This window comes from Paenibacillus sp. FSL L8-0436 (assembly GCF_038593025.1).
GTDB lineage: Bacteria > Bacillota > Bacilli > Paenibacillales > Paenibacillaceae > Paenibacillus_AQ.
Window position 1 is genome coordinate 5,051,188 of the sequence record NZ_CP151955.1, and the last position, 16,612, is coordinate 5,067,799.

Sequence of the window (16,612 nt, forward strand, 5' to 3'; positions counted from 1 at the left end):
GGGTTCTGCGAAAACATTCGTAGACACCATAAACAAAAAAATCATCAGAATCCCTATTTTTTCACCTGTGGTATCCTCCTTCCTCGGCTGCTCACCCAACACCATTTTAATTCCTATATTTGCAAATATCTACTATTCATAACTTTGTGCAATCAAAGGAACAAAAAAATGCTGCCCCAGTGCAAATTCCACCCGGCAGCATTCTTTAAATCACCCTATAGATACGAGCATGGGTGTCACCCATCTCATCATCACCGGCGTCACCCAAGCCTCAAAACCGGAAATGCCCAGGACAAGTACGGCCATTCCGAGCGACAATACCGTGTACATCGCAAAAGGCCTTGTCACCGGCGTACGCCGCTTCCCCAGCACCCGGCTGCGGATCATCAGCAGCGAGAAGGCAATAGCCGCTGCGCTGCATACGAGCAGAACCGGGATTAGCACAAGATTGTGCGGAGCAACCGAGACGAGGGCAAACAGCATGCCGTGCCAGGAATATTGGCTGACGAGGCAGCCGACGGTAAAACCGATCAGCACGCCTTTGAGAAAATCCAGGATCAGAATACCCGGAAGCCCAATGACCGACAAGCCAAGAATCCAAATGAGTCCCACCCACTTCAGATTGAGCGCGGCGATACTCCAGTAAGAGTCGGGCGCAGCCGGCAGACCCTGCTGATCAACGGTGACGAAGAAATTCCCCATGTAATCTTCCAGCTCCTGCTGCTGATCCAACGTTAACGCACTTACAATCAGAGCCCCGAAAACGACACCAACGAGAAATAATACGGCAACAAAAATATAAAGAGGCGTCTGTTCCTTCATCATCAGCCTTAAACTGCGCATCGGGACGTTCTCCTTTCCGGTCACATATTACACCATATGAGGAGACACCCCGCTCTATGACTTGTCCTTTGGACAGGTCGATGTTATGCACAGCAATTCTACTTTTTGTTCACCATTACTTTCCCGTACGTCCCTCCGCCTCCTGCCGACAGTGCAAGTTCCCCCGTGCGGGCAAGAACAATCTGCGCAGCCAGCTCCGTTCCCGCTACTGCAGCAATCTCCGCCTCGCCGGCGCCATGCAGAATGTTCATCTCCGTGCCAAAAGCCGCCAGCAGCGCATTCATCTTGGCCGGGCCAAGTCCCGGAATAAACTCAAGCGGCACCTGATAATGATACGGCGGACGATGGTCAGGTACGAAGGGCTGCCCGCGGTCGGCGATGGACAGAATCCGGTCAAACACCCCTTGCACCAGCTTGGGGCTGCCGCAATAAGGACAACGTTCCGAAGTAGCATACGCTTCGTCAATGATGCTGCCGCATCCGGCGCAATAGGTGCGGTGATACTTGCCCAGGCGCGGGTTCAGTCCAAAATTAGCGCTGACCCGGCGGCCTGCCTTACGCTCCAGTGCCAGCTTCAGTTCGCTGAAGGACGGCTTAGCCAGCTCGATGACATTGTATTCACGGCCGATTTTGCCGAGGGAGTGGGCGTCTGAGTTGGTCAGGAAGGTATAGCTGTCCAGCTCAGAAATGTATCCTGCCATCTCCGAATCCGCGCTAAGGCCAAGCTCAACAGCAGCGATACGCTCCAGGTCAAACAGCTCAGCCATACGTTCTGCAGCGCAGCCGTAAAGACCTTTATGCGGCGTGAAAATATGCGCCGGAATTAGAATACCCCCGCGTCCGTAAATCTCATCCTGCAGTTCCCTGGATGGGGCATACAGCCGCTGGGAACTGAGATTTACGTTGCGCATATGCTTGCTCATCCAGCTGCTGAAACCCGCCATCGTCTCCAGGTCCGGCATAAAGGCCAACACATGGCATTCCTTCCGGCCAGGCTCGCGGATTTCAATCTCTGACCCCAGCAGGATGGTGGTGCCCCTGTAAGCAATACCTCCACCGTCTGCAACTGTCATCTCTCCGGATTCCAGCGACTGGCGGATATCGCGTTGCACGCCGGGAGAGTGGCTGTCAATAATCCCGATTAGCCCGATCCCCTTGCGCTCTGCGGCCTCCTTGGCGATTCCGGCAAAGGTGAGATTCTTGCTGCCGCTGATTTTGACAGCTTGTCCTTCCGTAGTGCGGCCGATATGAACATGCAGGTCACAGTAGAAGCTGTGCAGCTTGTTTTCCTCTTCTAGTGCCATTGGCCCGTCAGCGTATAGAGATGCCATGCATACACCGCCATCATCGTTTTGGCGTCGGCGATGCGGCCATCCGCAATGTACTGGTAAGCTTCCTCCAGCGTAAGCTCGGAGACCTCCAGGAATTCGTCCTCATCGAGTGCCATATCTCCCGCCTGGGCGTTGTCTGTCACATACAAATGAATAATTTCATCCGCGAATCCGGGCGAGGTATAAAAGGATTTCAGCAGCTTAAGGTCGCCGCTGTGAAAACCCGTCTCCTCCTGAAGCTCCCGGCCGGCAGCGGCTAAGGGATCTTCACCCTTATCCAGCTTGCCTGCGGGGATCTCCACCTCAGTGCGGTGCATCGGCTGGCGGTATTGCTCCACTACAAGCATCTTGCCCTGGTTCAGGGCAAGCACAGCTACAGCTCCGGGATGCTTCACAACCTCGCGGGTTGCGGTATTGCCATCCGGGAGCTTAACCGTATCCACCTGCAGGGTAATAATTTTGCCTTCAAAAATCGGCTGTGTAGACAACGTCTCTTCATCCAGTGCGGGATTGCGGCGAGTTTCATCTTTTTTCATAGTTTAGGTCTCCTTTAGCTCAGTTCTGCATAGGGTGTATTATAGCAAACTTAAGGGGAAAGAAGGAATGTAGACATGAATGACATCCTTATCCGTACAAGCTCGACTGCAGTCACAATGGTAGGTACACCGGAGCAGATTAAAGCAGTAATCGCCGGGTGGACCCTGCAGTACGGACGTGATATGCCACTGTCCTACATCCTACGGCTGCAAGCCGAATCACGGCTGAGTCCACCTAAAGCGGGGTAACCCGCCCGCGGTCCCCCCTTTTCGTCTCTGAATGTATCCGGACCGGAAAGGCGTTATTTCCTCTACAAGGAGGGAAATTGGCTTCAAAACAGAACAATAGTGTCACTGGAGTCCGTTTCCTTGTCAAAAACCGGCGATTATTAGAAATAACGTCCATGGAGTCCGGCAGCTTCTAGTCCTCATCCTCAAGTCACGGAGAGTTCTCCCCATTCGCTTGAAGGAACGTTGCCACTTCAATTAGAACAACAACAAGTGCACACATTTAGAGAGACAGCAGCATTTTCCGTAAGGTTCCATTCGGCGAAGCTGCTCCATTAAACGCTACTAATGGTACTGTCCAGGAAAACCATAAGGAGCTGTTCCCGGGCATCGCCCGGAAACAGCTCCTTCACTGCATATACCCAGCCTCAGCTGCTGCACATGATATTTTAACCTTTTACACTTTCCTTAACGATGGCAACAACCAGCTCAGCCGCTTTGACGATGTCTTCGGCTTTGATCCGTTCCTTGGTGGTATGGATATGCTCGTAACCGATGGCTAGATTTACTGTTGGTACCTTTAGCCCGTTGAACACATTGGCGTCGCTGCCGCCGCCGGACGGAAACAGGCGTGTCTTCAGACCGAGTGAGGTTATGGCACGGTCCGCAAGCACCACAACCGGATCATGCTCATTAAAGCTGAAGGCCGGATAAATAATCTCACTGCGGAATTCACATTCTGCACCATGCTCACGCACTGTGGTCTCCAATGCTTCGCGCATGGAAGCTACTTGCCGGTCTACCTTCTCCTGCACAATACTGCGCGCTTCGGCATCCAGTTGCACATGGTCACAGACCACATTCGTTGGTCCGCCGCCTGCGAACTTGCCGATATTGGCCGTAGTCTCATTGTCGATGCGCCCCAGCTTCATCGCCGAGATGGCTTTGCTTGCCACCTGAATGGCGCTGATGCCATCTTCCGGATTCACGCCGGCATGGGCGGATTTGCCGAAGATCTGCATTGTTACTTTAGCCTGGGAAGGCGCAGCAACCGCAATCGCTCCAACCTCGCCGTTGGAATCCAGCGCAAAGCCCATGTCAGCATCCAGCAGTTTGGGGTCCATGGCCCGGGCGCCAAGCAGCCCGGATTCTTCACCGGCTGTAATGACAAACTGGATCTGCCCGTGAGCAACGCCCTGTTCCTGAATGACACGGATCGCTTCGAACAAAGCAGCTAACCCCGCTTTGTCATCCGCCCCGAGAATTGTGCTGCCGTCGCTCGTAATCCAGCCGTCTTCTCCAAGGGTAGGTTTGATGTTCTGTCCGGGAACTACCGTATCCATATGGCAGGTGAACAGCAGCTTGGGAGCCGCAGCGCCGTTATCGGCAGGCCAGGTAACGAACAGATTGCCCGCTCCATGTCCGGTGCGCTCCTGAGAATCATCCTCGATGGCAGTAAGACCCAAAGCGCTGAATTTTTCCTTTAGCACATCGGCAATTTGCCGTTCGTTTCTTGTTTCACTGTCAATACGGACAAGCTCCATAAATTCCTGAATCAATCGGTCTTGTGATATCATTGGACTTCCCTCTCTTTCACGATTGCGTTACAATAGTGGTACTGCCTTAAATATCTGTACGCTCTTAACTTAAACTAATTCCAAAGGAGTCACTCATGCAACGTCAAAAATGGTTCCGTATCTTCATTTATGTCATGCTGATCGCCATGGTCGGCTCTACCTTGCTGATGGTCATCGAGCCTTTCCTGGCCGGTTAACAGCAGAAAGTAGAACGTTAATAATAGCGTCCGGACTCCCCGGGCGCTATTTGACATCCCGGGTTACCGTAAAATCGGCCTAAGCATGTGGATTCACCGGGTTGATCACCTTATACGGAAAGTGATGCAGGAAATAAGGAATCAGCTCCTCTGATACCTGCTCAGGATCCATAGGCCGGCCGGTGCATTCCTCCAGCGAAGTTACCCCATATTCCGCAATGCCGCAGGGGATAATCCCCTGAAACCCGCGCCCGCCAATCCCCGCAGAGATGTTGAAGGCAAAGCCGTGGCTGGTAATAAAACCTCTGCGTGATTTGCTTCTGTTAAACTTGACGCCAATCGCACAAATCTTCTGGTCGCCAACCCAAACGCCGGTATACCCGGGTTTGCGGTCACCCTCTATTCCGCAGGAAGCCAAATAATCGATAATTACAGCCTCCAGCCGGCGGAGATACCCGTGCAGGTCGACCCTTCCGTCCTCCCCAAGCTTCAGCAGCGGGTAGCCGACAAGCTGGCCCGGCCCGTGATATGTAATGTCCCCTCCGCGGTCGATTTCAAACAGCGCAATCCCTTGCTCCTTGAGCTGTTCACCGCTGAGGAGAAGATGCTCCGGGTGATTCTGAGAACCGATGGTATAGGTGGGCGGATGCTGCAAAAGGATCAGCTGTTCCAGGCCTGTTCCGGCATCAATGGCCTGCACATGTTCCTTTTGCAGCTCCCAGGCCGCACCATATTCCATCAGGGGGTGATATGAAATTTCCAGCTTGCCAGGTTGCGGGTTATTCATAACGTCAGGTCCCCTTCGAATTAGAGTCGCCAGTCACTGAATATTGCAAAATATTAATACAGCTTGGTATCCGGTGTATAACTTTCCAGGTTATCCTTTACGCGCTGCAGGAAGCGGCCGCAAATGACTCCATCCAGAATCCGGTGATCCAGAGACAGACAAATATTGGCCATGGAGCGTACGGCGATCATATCGTTGATGACCACAGGCTTCTTCACGATGGATTCAAAGGTCAATATTGCCGCCTGCGGGTAGTTGATAATCGGGTAGGACAGAATAGAGCCGAAAGAACCGGTGTTATTAACGGTAAAGGTACCTCCCTGCATATCTTCCAGGCGAAGCTTGCCGTCGCGGGTCTTTTGCGCTAATTCGTCGATCTCCCGGGCAAGTCCGGCGATGTTCTTCTGATCAGCCTTCTTGATTACCGGTGTCATAACGGAATCTTCGGTGCCTACAGCAAGTGTAATATTGATGTCGCGTTTGACAATGATTTTATCAACCGCCCAGACGGAGTTCATAATCGGATAATCCTTGATCGCACTGACTACAGCCTTCATCATAAAAGCGAGGTAAGTCAGGTTAATGCCTTCCTTGCGCTTGAACTCATCTTTAAGCTTATTGCGCAGCACGACGAGGTTCGTCACATCCACTTCAATCATTGTCCACGCATGGGGAATCTCCGAGACACTCTGGCGCATTCTTGTGGCGATCGTGTTGCGGATCGGGGTGACGTCGATCAGAAATTCTGAACTGCTGCCCCGGCCGCCTTCCACCTCAATCGTCGGAATACGCGGAGATTCGCTCAGGTGCAGTCCGGAATGGCGAACGGGCTCCCGCGCTTCCTGCACTTCAGTCTGAACAGCCTGCAGCACAGGTTGCTGCGCGGTTTCTTGCGCCTGATGTCCGGCTGCCGAAGCTGCGCCATTGGTGGCATGGACGGCTGCGGCCCCGCCGCTTTCCAGGAACGTCAGCACATCCTTCCGGGTGATACGGCCGCCCATACCGGTTCCCGGCACAGCGGCAAGATTAATACCGTGCTCGGCGGCGAGTGTCTGTACTGCCGGTGAGTAGCGGGAGCGCATGGGAGCGTCAGCTGAACCCCCGGCAGCTGGTACCGGCGGTCTGGCTGCTGCAGGCGCCTGCGGAGCGGAACTCACCTGGCCAGCTCCGGCGGATGGAGCTGCCGGAACAGTTGGAGCTGCGGGAGCAGCCACAGCTACAGCGATACGGGCGATAACTTCGCCAACGTTGACGGTCTGGCCCTCTTCCGCGAGCAGCTCCACCAGTGTTCCTTCCACGGTGGAAGGCAGCTCTGCATTGACTTTATCTGTAATCAAATCGCAGATGGGCTCATATTGATCCACTTGATCGCCCGGCTGCTTCAGCCATTTGCCGATCGTCGCCGATACCAGCGACTCAGCCAGCTGCGGCAGAATCACGTCGATCAGCTTTGTATTGTCAGACATATTGTCACTCCTTAAAATTTTGTAAGCAATACTTCCTGAAATGTCTTCGTTCAAAATTCACTTCGGAAGCATACGCTTAAGTTTTGTAAGCAATACTTCCTGTAGCATCTTCGTACAAAACTCGCTTCGGAAGCATGTACCCGCAGAATCAGAATGGTTAGTATTGCGCCAGCCGGAGCATCTCCGCTTTCACTTTATCTTTGCTCAGCATGAAGAATTTCTCCATCGGCGGGCTGATCGGCATCGCGGGCACATCAGGGCCGCAGAGCCGGAAGATCGGCGCGTCGAGCTCGAACAGACAGTGCTCGGCAATAATGGCCGCCACCTCGCCGCCGATTCCGCCTGTCTTGTTGTCCTCATGGACAATCAGCACCTTGCCGGTCTGACGGGCAGCGGCAATAATGGCTTCACGGTCCAGCGGCTGCAGCGTGCGAAGATCCAGTATGTGTGCGGTTATGCCTTCCTCGCGCTCCAGCTCCTCCGCGGCCTGCATCGCAAAATGCAGCGGCAGGCTGTACCCGATCACCGTAATATCGCTGCCTGCGCGCAGCAGGTTCGCTTCTCCGATCGGCACGGTATAATCGTCTTCCGGCACGTCTTCCTTAATCAGCTTGTAGCATTTCTTGTTCTCGAAGAATAGGACCGGATCCGGGTCACGGACCGCTGCCTTCAGCAGGCCTTTGGCGTCATAAGCTGAATAAGGCGCCACAATCTTCAGTCCCGGTGTGCCGAAGAAAATGGATTCGGGGCACTGGGAATGATACAGCCCGCCAAATATACCGCCGCCGATAGGCGCGCGGATAACAACCGGGCAGTTCCAGTCGTTATTGGAGCGGTAACGGATTTTGGCCGCTTCGCTAATAATCTGATTGGTTGCCGGAAGCATGAAATCCGAATATTGCATTTCGGCAATGGGTTTCATGCCGTACATGGCCGCTCCGATGGCCACTCCGGCAATCGCCGACTCCGCCAGCGGGGTATCCATTACGCGTTCTTCCCCGAACTGCTCCTGCAGCCCTTTGGTAGTGGTGAACACCCCCCCCTTAACGCCAACATCCTCGCCCAGCACGAACACGGATTCATCGCGTTCCATTTCTTCCTTCATCGCCAGCCGGATCGCATCGATATATTCCATCATTGCCATGAATTATGCTCCTCCTTTGAGGTCTGATTCACTGTATACATGCAGCAGCGTATCTTCCGGTTTCGGGAACGGTGCATTGTCAGCATATTCAATAGCCTCTTTCAGTTCAAGATTGTACTGTGCAGCCAGATCGCGTTCCTGTTCGTCACTCCACAGGCCCAGCTCTATCAGATAGTTGCGGAAGGCGGCGACGCCGTCCTTTTTCCAGTTCTCGTCAACCTCTTCTTTGGTCCGGTAAGCCAGATCGTTGTCCGAGGTGGAATGCGGTGACAGGCGGTACATCATCGCTTCGATCAGCGTTGGTCCTTCTCCTCTAAGTGCTCTCTCCCGCGCTTCCTTAACGACACGGTACACTTCAAGCGGATCATTGCCGTCTACCTGGATGCCCGGGAAGCCGTAGCCCAGCGCACGGTCACTGACTTTGCCGGCGAGCTGCTTATGGGCTGGGATGGAGATCGCGTACTGGTTGTTCTGGCAAAAAATAATGACCGGCAGCTTGTTCACACCGGCAAAATTGCACGCTTCATGAAAATCACCCTGGTTGCTGGAGCCCTCTCCGAACGTAACAAAAGAAACAAACTTTTTCTTCTGCATCTTGGCCGCAAGCGCGAAACCTACCGCATGCGGTACTTGTGTAGTCACCGGACTTGAGCCGGTAACGATGCGCAGACGTTTGCTTCCAAAGTGGCCCGGCATCTGCCGTCCACCGCTGTTGGGATCCTCAGCCTTGGCGAACACGGAGAGCATCAGCTCGCGCATGGTCATGCCCACGGTGAGCACAAAGGCATAATCGCGGTAATACGGAAGGAAATAATCATTCTGCCGGTCCAGTGCAAAGGCCGCCGCCACCTGCGCCGCCTCCTGGCCGATGCCGGAAACGTGGAAGTTAATCTTCCCGGCGCGCTGCAGAAGCAGACTGCGCTCATCGTACTTCCGTCCCATCTGCATATATTTGTACATATCGATGACCTGGCCGTCACTGAGTCCAAGCTCCTGATGTCTGTTGACTGTTCCTACAGTACCTTGAGATTCCATATGAGAGGTACCTCCTAAAAGTTTTGTGAGCCTAATCCCACTAAATTGATTTCGTACAAACTTGGATTAGATGCTTAAAATTATAACAACCTGTGCCTGATCTTATAACCTGGTACTAAGACTTGGCTTGAGTTCATTATAATCCCTTTCTGTACAAAAAGAAAAGAGAGGAAAAGCCGGAATAGAGCTATTTCGGCGTATAACGCTTCTCCAGCTCTATCCGGCATTCTCTTAGGGGCTTTTCTCGTATACTAAAAACCGATTGATTTGCCATCTACCGCCAGCATGGCTTCTCCAATAATCTCGGAAAGGGTCGGATGGGCATGGATGGCTTCGCCGATCTCCCAAGGGGTGGCGTCCAGCAGCTGCGCCAGCGCCGCTTCGCCGATCAGATCGGTCACATGCGGTCCGATCATTTGAACACCGAGAATATCTCCGCTGCTGCGGTCGGCAACGACTTTGACAAAACCGTCCTTCATCCCATAGACGATAGCTTTGCCGATAGCCGAGAATGGGAATTTCCCGGTCACGACATCATGGCCGAGATTCTTGGCCTCTTTCTCCGTATATCCGACACTGGCCACTTCCGGCCGTGTGTAGACACAGCGGGGAACCTGATGGATATGATAGGGATAGAGCTTCTCACCTGCCAGATGGTTCACCGCACGAATACCTTCATGGCTGGCGGCATGGGCCAGCTGCAGGCCGCCGATGCAGTCGCCGATACCGTAGATATGCGGCTCATTTGTCTGCATGTTAGCATTAACCTCAATCACTCCTTTATCGAAGTGGATATCGGTATTTTCCAATCCAATATTTTCGATATTGGCTACTCTGCCGACAGATACCAGCAGCTTCTCTGCGGACAAGCTCTGGCTCTGTTCCCCCTTGCGGGCTTCAATGGTTACGCCGTCCTCCGTTACCGCACAAGTCTCAGCATCCACGGTTGTCCCCGTCAGAACTTTGACCCCGCGTTTTTTGAGCAGACGCAGCAGCTCCCGGGCAATTTCCTCGTCTTCCAGCGGCAGCAGCTGGCCTGCGGCCTCGACCACAGTCACCTGTACACCAAAATCAATCAGCATTGAAGCCCACTCCACACCGATTACTCCGCCGCCTACAATAAGGATCGAAGACGGCAGTTCTTCAAGCGTCAGCGCTTCTTCACTGCTCAGAATAACCTTGCCATCCGGTTTAAGTCCCGGCAGCACTCGGGGGCGTGAGCCTGTAGCGACAATAAGATTGGATGAGACCACAGTCTCCATCTCGCCATTCTCCAGTTCCACCGCCACAGCACCGCTGCGCGGGGAGAAAATCGAAGGCCCGATGATCCGGCCTTTCCCTTTGAGGACCTGGATTTTATTCTTGCGCATCAAAAATTGCACACCCTCATGCAGCTGTTCCACCACAGCTTCCTTGCGGCGCTGCACCTTCGGGAATACCAGCTGCACACCTGTTGTTTCGATGCCATAACTTTCGCTCTCATTTATCTCAGCATAGACTTCTGCGCTGCGCAGCAGCGACTTGCTTGGAATACAGCCGCGGTGCAGGCAGGTGCCGCCCAGTTTGTCCATTTCGATGACGACAACCGACTTTCCCAGCTGGGCCGCGCGGATCGCCGCCACATAACCTCCGGTTCCACCGCCCAGTATCGCCACGTCACAGGATATTGTCATGATATGTATCCTCCAGTCATTACTTATAAGTTCTGCATAACCTATTACATTGTACTCTCTTTTATGCCCATTACAAACTTATAATCGTCATGTATTCATGGACTTTTTCCTGGTGAAGCGTTATCATATGGGGGAATCCAAAGGGCTGCGAAGGAGATGGAACCCTCATGAAACTGCTGATTTCACGCTTCATTGCCATCCTTATTCTGGTTATTCCCGGCCTGCTGGCCATGACGGGCTTCCTGATGATGAAAGATGATATTTTCAACTATATCTCCATGCATGGCGACGATGCTGTGACACCGGATTTTGCCTGGCTGCATTTTGGCGGGGGGCTGCTGCTCTTCTTGGCCGGGATGAGCTTTCTCGGAGGCTGGATTCTGACGCGTGACCGTAAAAAGAACTATGTCGGCCCGCGGTTCAGAGAGAAGCAAAAAATCCAGCAGCCGCCTGCTACGAAAAGTAATCCTTAACTTTAAATAACTTAGATCACTTAACCAGGCATTTCCGAAGACAATCGGAGATGCCTTTTTCTTTTTTTGATTCTATGAATTCCTTAGGAAATAAGGTATATTTTCCCTGTAACTTATTTCAATCAGGGAGTGGTATGTCTTGCTGCATCAACAACAGGCCCCGGCACTGGACAGCAATGCGATTATCGTATCCGGCGCAGGCAAAACATTAAATCAGACAAAGATCATCCGCAGCGTTTCTTTCGCTGTGCCTCATAACAGCATTTATGCCATCATCGGCCCGAACGGAGCGGGCAAAACAACCCTGCTGCGTCTCATCATGGGTCTCTTAACTCTGGATGAAGGAACGATTACTTATTCCAGTGATCCGCGGCAAATCTCGGTATTGCTGGAGAATGATTACTTATTCGAGACCAAAACCGGGCGTGAAAATATCCATGATTTCAGCATCTATTTGGACGTAAGTCCGGCGTTGGCTTCTACGATGATCGAACGATACGCTGCTCTTCTGCAGCTTGAAACCGCACTTGATAATAAAGTGGCTACCTATTCCAAAGGCATGAAACGAAAGCTGTCGCTGCTGATTACGCTGCTGAAGGATTCCCCCATTCTGCTGCTGGACGAGCCTACCTCCGGTGTCGATCCCGAATCAAGACTGGTCATGCGCAATGTCCTGCGCGGTTTGAAGGATGAAGGCAAAACACTTATCCTTACCTCTCACGATCTGGCGGAGGTTCAAAAAATCAGCGATTGGATCACCATCCTGATCGGCGGTTCCATTGTTGATACCATCCATAATCAAGAATTTTGCGGTGATTTGGAGCAACGGTTCTTCACTGTACTTAAGGAGGCTAGATAATGAGGCTGCATCCGTTGAACAAATTGAATATCAAGGATGTCCTGAGAACCCCCTCGTATATTGCCATGCTCCTGATCGTGATGATCTTGCCGTTTAACTCCCTGCTGCAAATTCTGAGAACCAGCACCGGCCCGATGGCATTTATCGCGGTCTATATTTACCTTATCCTCAACATCTCGATCTATCTCTTTCTTAATATGCTTGCCCTCAGTCTAATAGTTATTTCCGAAAAAACCTCGGGGCGCTGCGAATATTATCTGGCCAACAAGGTCGATATCCGCCAGCTAACGTCTTTATACAGCCGCTCCGCCTTTGTGCTAAGCCTTGCTCCTATCCTGCTTTTTAATGCCCTCGTGTTCGGATATGCCCTGGCTGCCCGGGAAGCGATTCTGCTTCATCTGTTCCGGAGTGTTGCTTTTGTGATGTTTGCTGCGGCTTATCTCCTGTTTACCTATGCCGCCACCGGAACATTGACGCTGATCTCCATGCTCTCCAAGTCCCCCGAGCGGGTAAGGACTTTCCTTTCGGTCAGTGCCGTTCTGTTTGTGTTTGCCGCCTCACTGCCCGGCACATTTATCCGCAGGCTCGGGATTACACCGGATGGTAACGCCCTCCTCTGGATTACCGGCTGCATGCTGCTTCTCCTGGCTGCACTCTGCACCGCTGTGCGCTCCTCTCTACACGGGAAGCTGAGCAATGAGAGCATTATATTATCCTACAAACAGTAGCTCCATTTTTCGGGAAAGGCAAAAAAAGCAGCAAGCCCACCGCCCCGGTTCCACTGCCTGCCGGGATGGCGTATCTTGCTGCTTCTAGTTAGTCGTTCTGAATCTGGATTGTCCCCTTACATCGCTGCCTCATCCTTGGTACCCCGAACCAGTTCGCTGTACAATCCGCCTTGCTGCAGCAGTTCGTCATGCGTGCCCTGCTGCAGCAAACGTCCGCCCTGCAATACCAGGATACGGTCCGCCGCGCGGATGGTGCCCAGTCTGTGGGCGATCACGAAGCTGGTCCGGCCTTTCATCAGCGCCTGCAGCCCTTCCTGAATCTTGATTTCAGTCACCGTATCAATGCTGCTGGTCGCCTCATCCAGCACCAGCATGGAAGGATTGGCGAGAATCGCTCTTGCGATCGCCAGCAGCTGCTTCTGCCCCTGGCTGATCCCGCTGCCGTCCACGGAGAGCATCCGCTCGTAGCCGCCGCGCATCCGCATGATGAAGGAATGGGCATTCGCCAGCTTCGCCGCCTGCTCCACTTCCTCGTCCGTGGCGTCCAGCCTTCCGTAGCGGATATTGTCGCGGATTGTTCCTTTGAACAAGAAGGAATCCTGCAGCACAAAAGCCATCTGGCTGCGCAGACTTTCCCTGCGGATGGACGAAAGATCCATGCCGTCCAGCGTAATGCTTCCTTTGCTCGGATCGTAGAACCGCGACAAGAGGCCTATCAGTGTTGTCTTGCCGGCCCCTGTAGGCCCGACGAGGGCGATCATCTCGCCCGGCTTCGCTTCAAAGCTGATATTCTGCAATGTATCGGCACCGCCGTCATAAGAGAAACAGACGTCCTTGAACGTCACCGCCCCCTCTACCTGATCCAGCGATACCGCCGCGCCTTCATCCTTGGCTTCAGTCTCTTCGTCCATAACCTCAAACACCCGCTCCGCCCCGGCAATCGCCGACAGCAGTGTGTTCCACTGATTCGCCAGATCATTAAGCGGCCGTGTAAATTGACGTGTATACTCCACAAAGGCGATGATTACACCGACCGTGACCAGGCCGCGGATCGCCAGCAGGCCCCCGACACCGGCAACAATGGCAAAGCTGAGATTGTTCAGGCCATTCATCAGCTTGGGAATGAAGCCGGAAATGGACTGCGCCCAATACCCGGACAGCATAATCCGCGTATTGCGTTCGCGGAAACCGGAAATGACCCGTTCCTCCTGCGAGAACGCCTTGATAATCCGCTGTCCCGACAATGTCTCTTCTATATAGCCGTTGAGCTCGCCCATGCTGCGCTGCCGCTCCTTGAACAGCGGCCCGGTACGCCGCGTAATCCAGCGCATCCCCAGCGTCATCAGCGGCACTACAATGAATGTCAGGAGCGTAAGCAGCGGACTGAGCCATAGCATGACACCTACGGTACCCAGCAGCGTGAGGACACTGGAGAAAATCTGGATCGCTGAGCTGTTCAGTGTGGAGCTGATATTCTCGATGTCATTGGTCAGGCGGCTCATAATTTCGCCCTGCTGCCTGCGGTTAAAGAAGGAAATCGGCAAACGGTGCAGGTGCGCGAACAAATCGGTGCGTATCCGGTAGATTGTCTCCTGGGCAATTTCGATCATCCAAATATTTTGCAGCCAGGAAGTTAATGAATTGAGCACATATACAAGTGCAAGGGTAATGAGGAAGGTCCCCCAGGTTCTGCCCCCCGATCCCTCTAAGTAATGATCGACCGCCCGGCTGATCAGATAAGGTCCAAGCAGCGCCAGACCGGAGCTGAACAGCACCATCAGAAGCACGAGGAACAGCTTGGATTTGCGCTCGGCAAGATAACTCCAGATCCGTTTCAGCGTAGCCGACCAATTTTTCGCTTTCGCTTGGGGCTTGCGGTTCGAGGCCGCCCCGAAGCTTCTACCCTCTCCAAGTCCCAGATCCAGCTTTGGATGCTTGAAAGGTTCAATTAATGCTTTGAACATGATGCACCGCCTCCTTGCCCTGGGATTCATAAATTTTCCGGTAGAGGGAAGAGCCGGTCATAAGCTCTCCATGGGTACCTTTGGCGATTAACCGGCCTTCATCCAGCAGCAGGATCAGGTCTGCCGATACCGTGGAGCTGATCTTCTGGGTAATAAGAAAGGTTGTGCAGGACATATGCTTCAGTTCCTCCAGCAAAAGACCTTCCGTTACTGCATCTAGCGCACTGGTGCTGTCATCCAGAATGAGTATCGCCGGCTTTCGCACAAGCGCCCGGGCGATAGTCAGCCGCTGCTTTTGCCCGCCGGACAGATTGACCCCCCGCTGCCCCAGCATGGTGTCATAGCCATGAGGAAGACCTCTCACCGTTTCGTGGATTTGCGCCGCAGCAGCTGCCCGCTCGATCTCTTCCCGGGTTGCGTGCTCATTCCCCCAGGCAATATTGTCACGTACCGAGCCGGTGAAGAGCAGTACCTCCTGTGGCACATAACCAATCGCTCCCCTCAGCTTGGCAATGTCCAGCTCCGAGCTGTCCACACCGTCAATTGAGATCACCCCATGGTTCTGCTCATATAACCGGGGAATCAGTCCGACCAACGAGGATTTCCCGGAGCCGGTAGCCCCCATAATCGCCACCCGTTCTCCAGATTTCACCTTAAAGGAGATCTCTTCCAGGACTGCGATCTCGCTCACCGGATAACTGAAGCTGACATTCTCAAATTCAACCTCACCCTGTATAGCATCCGGTCCGGTATAGTCACTGTGTCCAAAAACGCCACGCTTATGCTTGTTGGTCTGTACGGCTTGCTCCGCCATTACATCCGGAACTGCATCTGCCGACATCACTTCCGCCACCCGCTGCGAAGAAGCTATTGCACGGGAGAATGTCGCCATGATCGAGGACAAGGCTGACATAGCACCTATCGTGCGCAACGAGTAGTTAATGACCGCCACGGTCTGTCCCAGGGTTGCTTCCCCTGCAGAAATCTCAATCCTTCCAAACCATAAAACCGCCATAATCCCCGCGTTGACGATCAGCATAATCAGCGGAGCAGTTGTTTCCGTCAATCGGAGTGCAGCTACAGTCGACTTCATCAGCTCTCCGCTGAATGAAGCGAACCGGCCAATCTCATGGCCCATACGGACAAACACACGAATTAAACGGATGCCGGTCAGATTCTCCTGAATAACGCCGTTTACCCCATCAAGCCGGACTTGGACGCTGCGAAACAAACCTGATGACCTGCGTATCACCCACGCCAGGAACAGAATCAGCACCGGCAATGTCACCGTCAGCAGCAGCCCCAGCTTCACATGCACAACCAAAGCCATGATCACACTGCCCAAGACAACAAGCGGCACCCGGGTCATAAACCGCAGCCCCATAAATATTGTATCCTGCAGTTGGGTCACATCTCCGGTAAGACGCGTAATCAGCGACGAGGTCGGAAAACGGCTGAACACTTCATAGGTGAAGGACTGCACCTTCTCATACAGCTTGTCCCTGAGATCAAAAGCAAATCCCTGACTGGCATGAGACGCAAAAAAAGAGCTGAGCACACCCGCCGCAAACGCTATAATCGCGCTTACTGCAAGTACACCGCCCCACAGCCAGACTACTGAATTATCCTTCTCCCTGATCCCATTATCGATAATTTTGGAGATCAGCAAAGGCTGCGACAGTTCCACCGAAAGCTCGATAAGCATCATTACCAGGGCGGCGATCGCCGCCACCCGGTATCTTTTGAGATAAGAAAAAATTAAGTTCATCGA

General features: G+C 53.2%; 16 protein-coding genes. 5 read left to right on the forward strand and 11 right to left on the reverse strand.

Translation table 11 applies throughout. The annotated features are described in order from the left end of the window. Positions 1 to 210: 210 nt before the first annotated feature. From spoIIM to NSS79_RS23230, 3 genes are all read right to left on the reverse strand, one after another. Positions 211 to 843: a stage II sporulation protein M gene (spoIIM, locus tag NSS79_RS23220; protein WP_342436318.1), complete on the reverse strand. Its 633-nt coding sequence runs from the start codon at positions 841 to 843 to the stop codon at positions 211 to 213. A gap of 98 nt (positions 844 to 941) precedes the next feature. Continuing rightward, entirely contained in the window at positions 942 to 2,174 is a 1,233-nt protein-coding gene (locus NSS79_RS23225) for an endonuclease Q family protein (RefSeq protein WP_342436319.1), read from the reverse strand. Continuing rightward, complete coding sequence (locus NSS79_RS23230) at positions 2,138 to 2,710, reverse strand: NUDIX hydrolase (RefSeq protein WP_342436320.1); 573 nt, start codon at positions 2,708 to 2,710, stop codon at positions 2,138 to 2,140. The genes NSS79_RS23225 and NSS79_RS23230 overlap by 37 nt, the downstream gene beginning before the upstream one ends. A 75-nt stretch (positions 2,711 to 2,785) precedes the next feature. Between NSS79_RS23230 and NSS79_RS23235 the strand changes: the two genes are divergently transcribed. Continuing rightward, entirely contained in the window at positions 2,786 to 2,959 is a 174-nt protein-coding gene (locus NSS79_RS23235; protein ID WP_342436321.1) for a hypothetical protein, read from the forward strand. 428 nt (positions 2,960 to 3,387) lie between these two features. Here the strand turns inward: NSS79_RS23235 and NSS79_RS23240 are convergent, their stop codons facing one another. Then, positions 3,388 to 4,515 carry a M20/M25/M40 family metallo-hydrolase gene (locus NSS79_RS23240; protein ID WP_340897324.1) on the reverse strand — a complete coding sequence of 376 codons (1,128 nt, stop codon included), beginning with the start codon at positions 4,513 to 4,515 and terminating at the stop codon, positions 3,388 to 3,390. Between the two features lie 95 nt (positions 4,516 to 4,610). Here NSS79_RS23240 and prli42 point away from each other — a divergent pair, with 95 nt between their 5' ends. Next, on the forward strand, positions 4,611 to 4,712 hold the full coding sequence (gene prli42 / locus NSS79_RS23245) for a stressosome-associated protein Prli42 (RefSeq protein ID WP_144024217.1): 102 nt from the start codon (positions 4,611 to 4,613) through the stop codon (positions 4,710 to 4,712). Positions 4,713 to 4,791: 79 nt separating this feature from the next. Here the strand turns inward: prli42 and lipB are convergent, their stop codons facing one another. The 5 genes from lipB to lpdA all read right to left on the reverse strand — a co-directional run bounded on the left by lipB (position 4,792) and on the right by lpdA (position 10,817). Next, positions 4,792 to 5,499 carry a lipoyl(octanoyl) transferase LipB gene (lipB, locus tag NSS79_RS23250; protein ID WP_342436322.1) on the reverse strand — a complete coding sequence of 236 codons (708 nt, stop codon included), beginning with the start codon at positions 5,497 to 5,499 and terminating at the stop codon, positions 4,792 to 4,794. Positions 5,500 to 5,552: 53 nt separating this feature from the next. Then, positions 5,553 to 6,965, reverse strand: coding sequence for a dihydrolipoamide acetyltransferase family protein (locus tag NSS79_RS23255; protein WP_342436323.1), 1,413 nt, complete (start codon positions 6,963 to 6,965; stop codon positions 5,553 to 5,555). Positions 6,966 to 7,122: 157 nt separating this feature from the next. After that, positions 7,123 to 8,109, reverse strand: coding sequence for an alpha-ketoacid dehydrogenase subunit beta (locus NSS79_RS23260; RefSeq protein ID WP_076108918.1), 987 nt, complete (start codon positions 8,107 to 8,109; stop codon positions 7,123 to 7,125). Positions 8,110 to 8,112: 3 nt separating this feature from the next. Further along, on the reverse strand, positions 8,113 to 9,144 hold the full coding sequence (locus NSS79_RS23265) for a thiamine pyrophosphate-dependent dehydrogenase E1 component subunit alpha (RefSeq protein WP_342436324.1): 1,032 nt from the start codon (positions 9,142 to 9,144) through the stop codon (positions 8,113 to 8,115). A 251-nt stretch (positions 9,145 to 9,395) separates the two neighbouring features. Further along, the gene (gene lpdA / locus NSS79_RS23270; protein WP_342436325.1) at positions 9,396 to 10,817 is read right to left on the reverse strand and encodes a dihydrolipoyl dehydrogenase; all 1,422 of its coding nucleotides are present in this window, start codon (positions 10,815 to 10,817) and stop codon (positions 9,396 to 9,398) included. Positions 10,818 to 10,984: 167 nt separating this feature from the next. Between lpdA and NSS79_RS23275 the strand changes: the two genes are divergently transcribed. The 3 genes from NSS79_RS23275 to NSS79_RS23285 all read left to right on the forward strand — a co-directional run bounded on the left by NSS79_RS23275 (position 10,985) and on the right by NSS79_RS23285 (position 12,877). Beyond that, a complete protein-coding gene (locus NSS79_RS23275; RefSeq protein ID WP_038594760.1) occupies positions 10,985 to 11,290 on the forward strand; it encodes a DUF2627 domain-containing protein in 306 nt (101 codons plus the stop codon). Between the two features lie 139 nt (positions 11,291 to 11,429). Then, positions 11,430 to 12,149, forward strand: a complete 720-nt coding sequence (locus tag NSS79_RS23280) for an ABC transporter ATP-binding protein (protein ID WP_342436326.1) — start codon at positions 11,430 to 11,432, stop codon at positions 12,147 to 12,149. After that, positions 12,149 to 12,877, forward strand: coding sequence for a hypothetical protein (locus NSS79_RS23285; RefSeq protein WP_342436327.1), 729 nt, complete (start codon positions 12,149 to 12,151; stop codon positions 12,875 to 12,877). Before NSS79_RS23280 ends, NSS79_RS23285 begins: the two co-directional genes overlap by 1 nt. A gap of 116 nt (positions 12,878 to 12,993) precedes the next feature. On the opposite strand, the gene NSS79_RS23290 is transcribed toward NSS79_RS23285, so the two are convergent. Both NSS79_RS23290 and NSS79_RS23295 read right to left on the reverse strand, forming a co-directional pair. Next, complete coding sequence (locus NSS79_RS23290; RefSeq protein WP_342436328.1) at positions 12,994 to 14,841, reverse strand: ABC transporter ATP-binding protein; 1,848 nt, start codon at positions 14,839 to 14,841, stop codon at positions 12,994 to 12,996. Next, positions 14,822 to 16,609, reverse strand: coding sequence for an ABC transporter ATP-binding protein (locus NSS79_RS23295; protein ID WP_342436329.1), 1,788 nt, complete (start codon positions 16,607 to 16,609; stop codon positions 14,822 to 14,824). The genes NSS79_RS23290 and NSS79_RS23295 overlap by 20 nt, the downstream gene beginning before the upstream one ends. Positions 16,610 to 16,612: the final 3 nt, after the last annotated feature.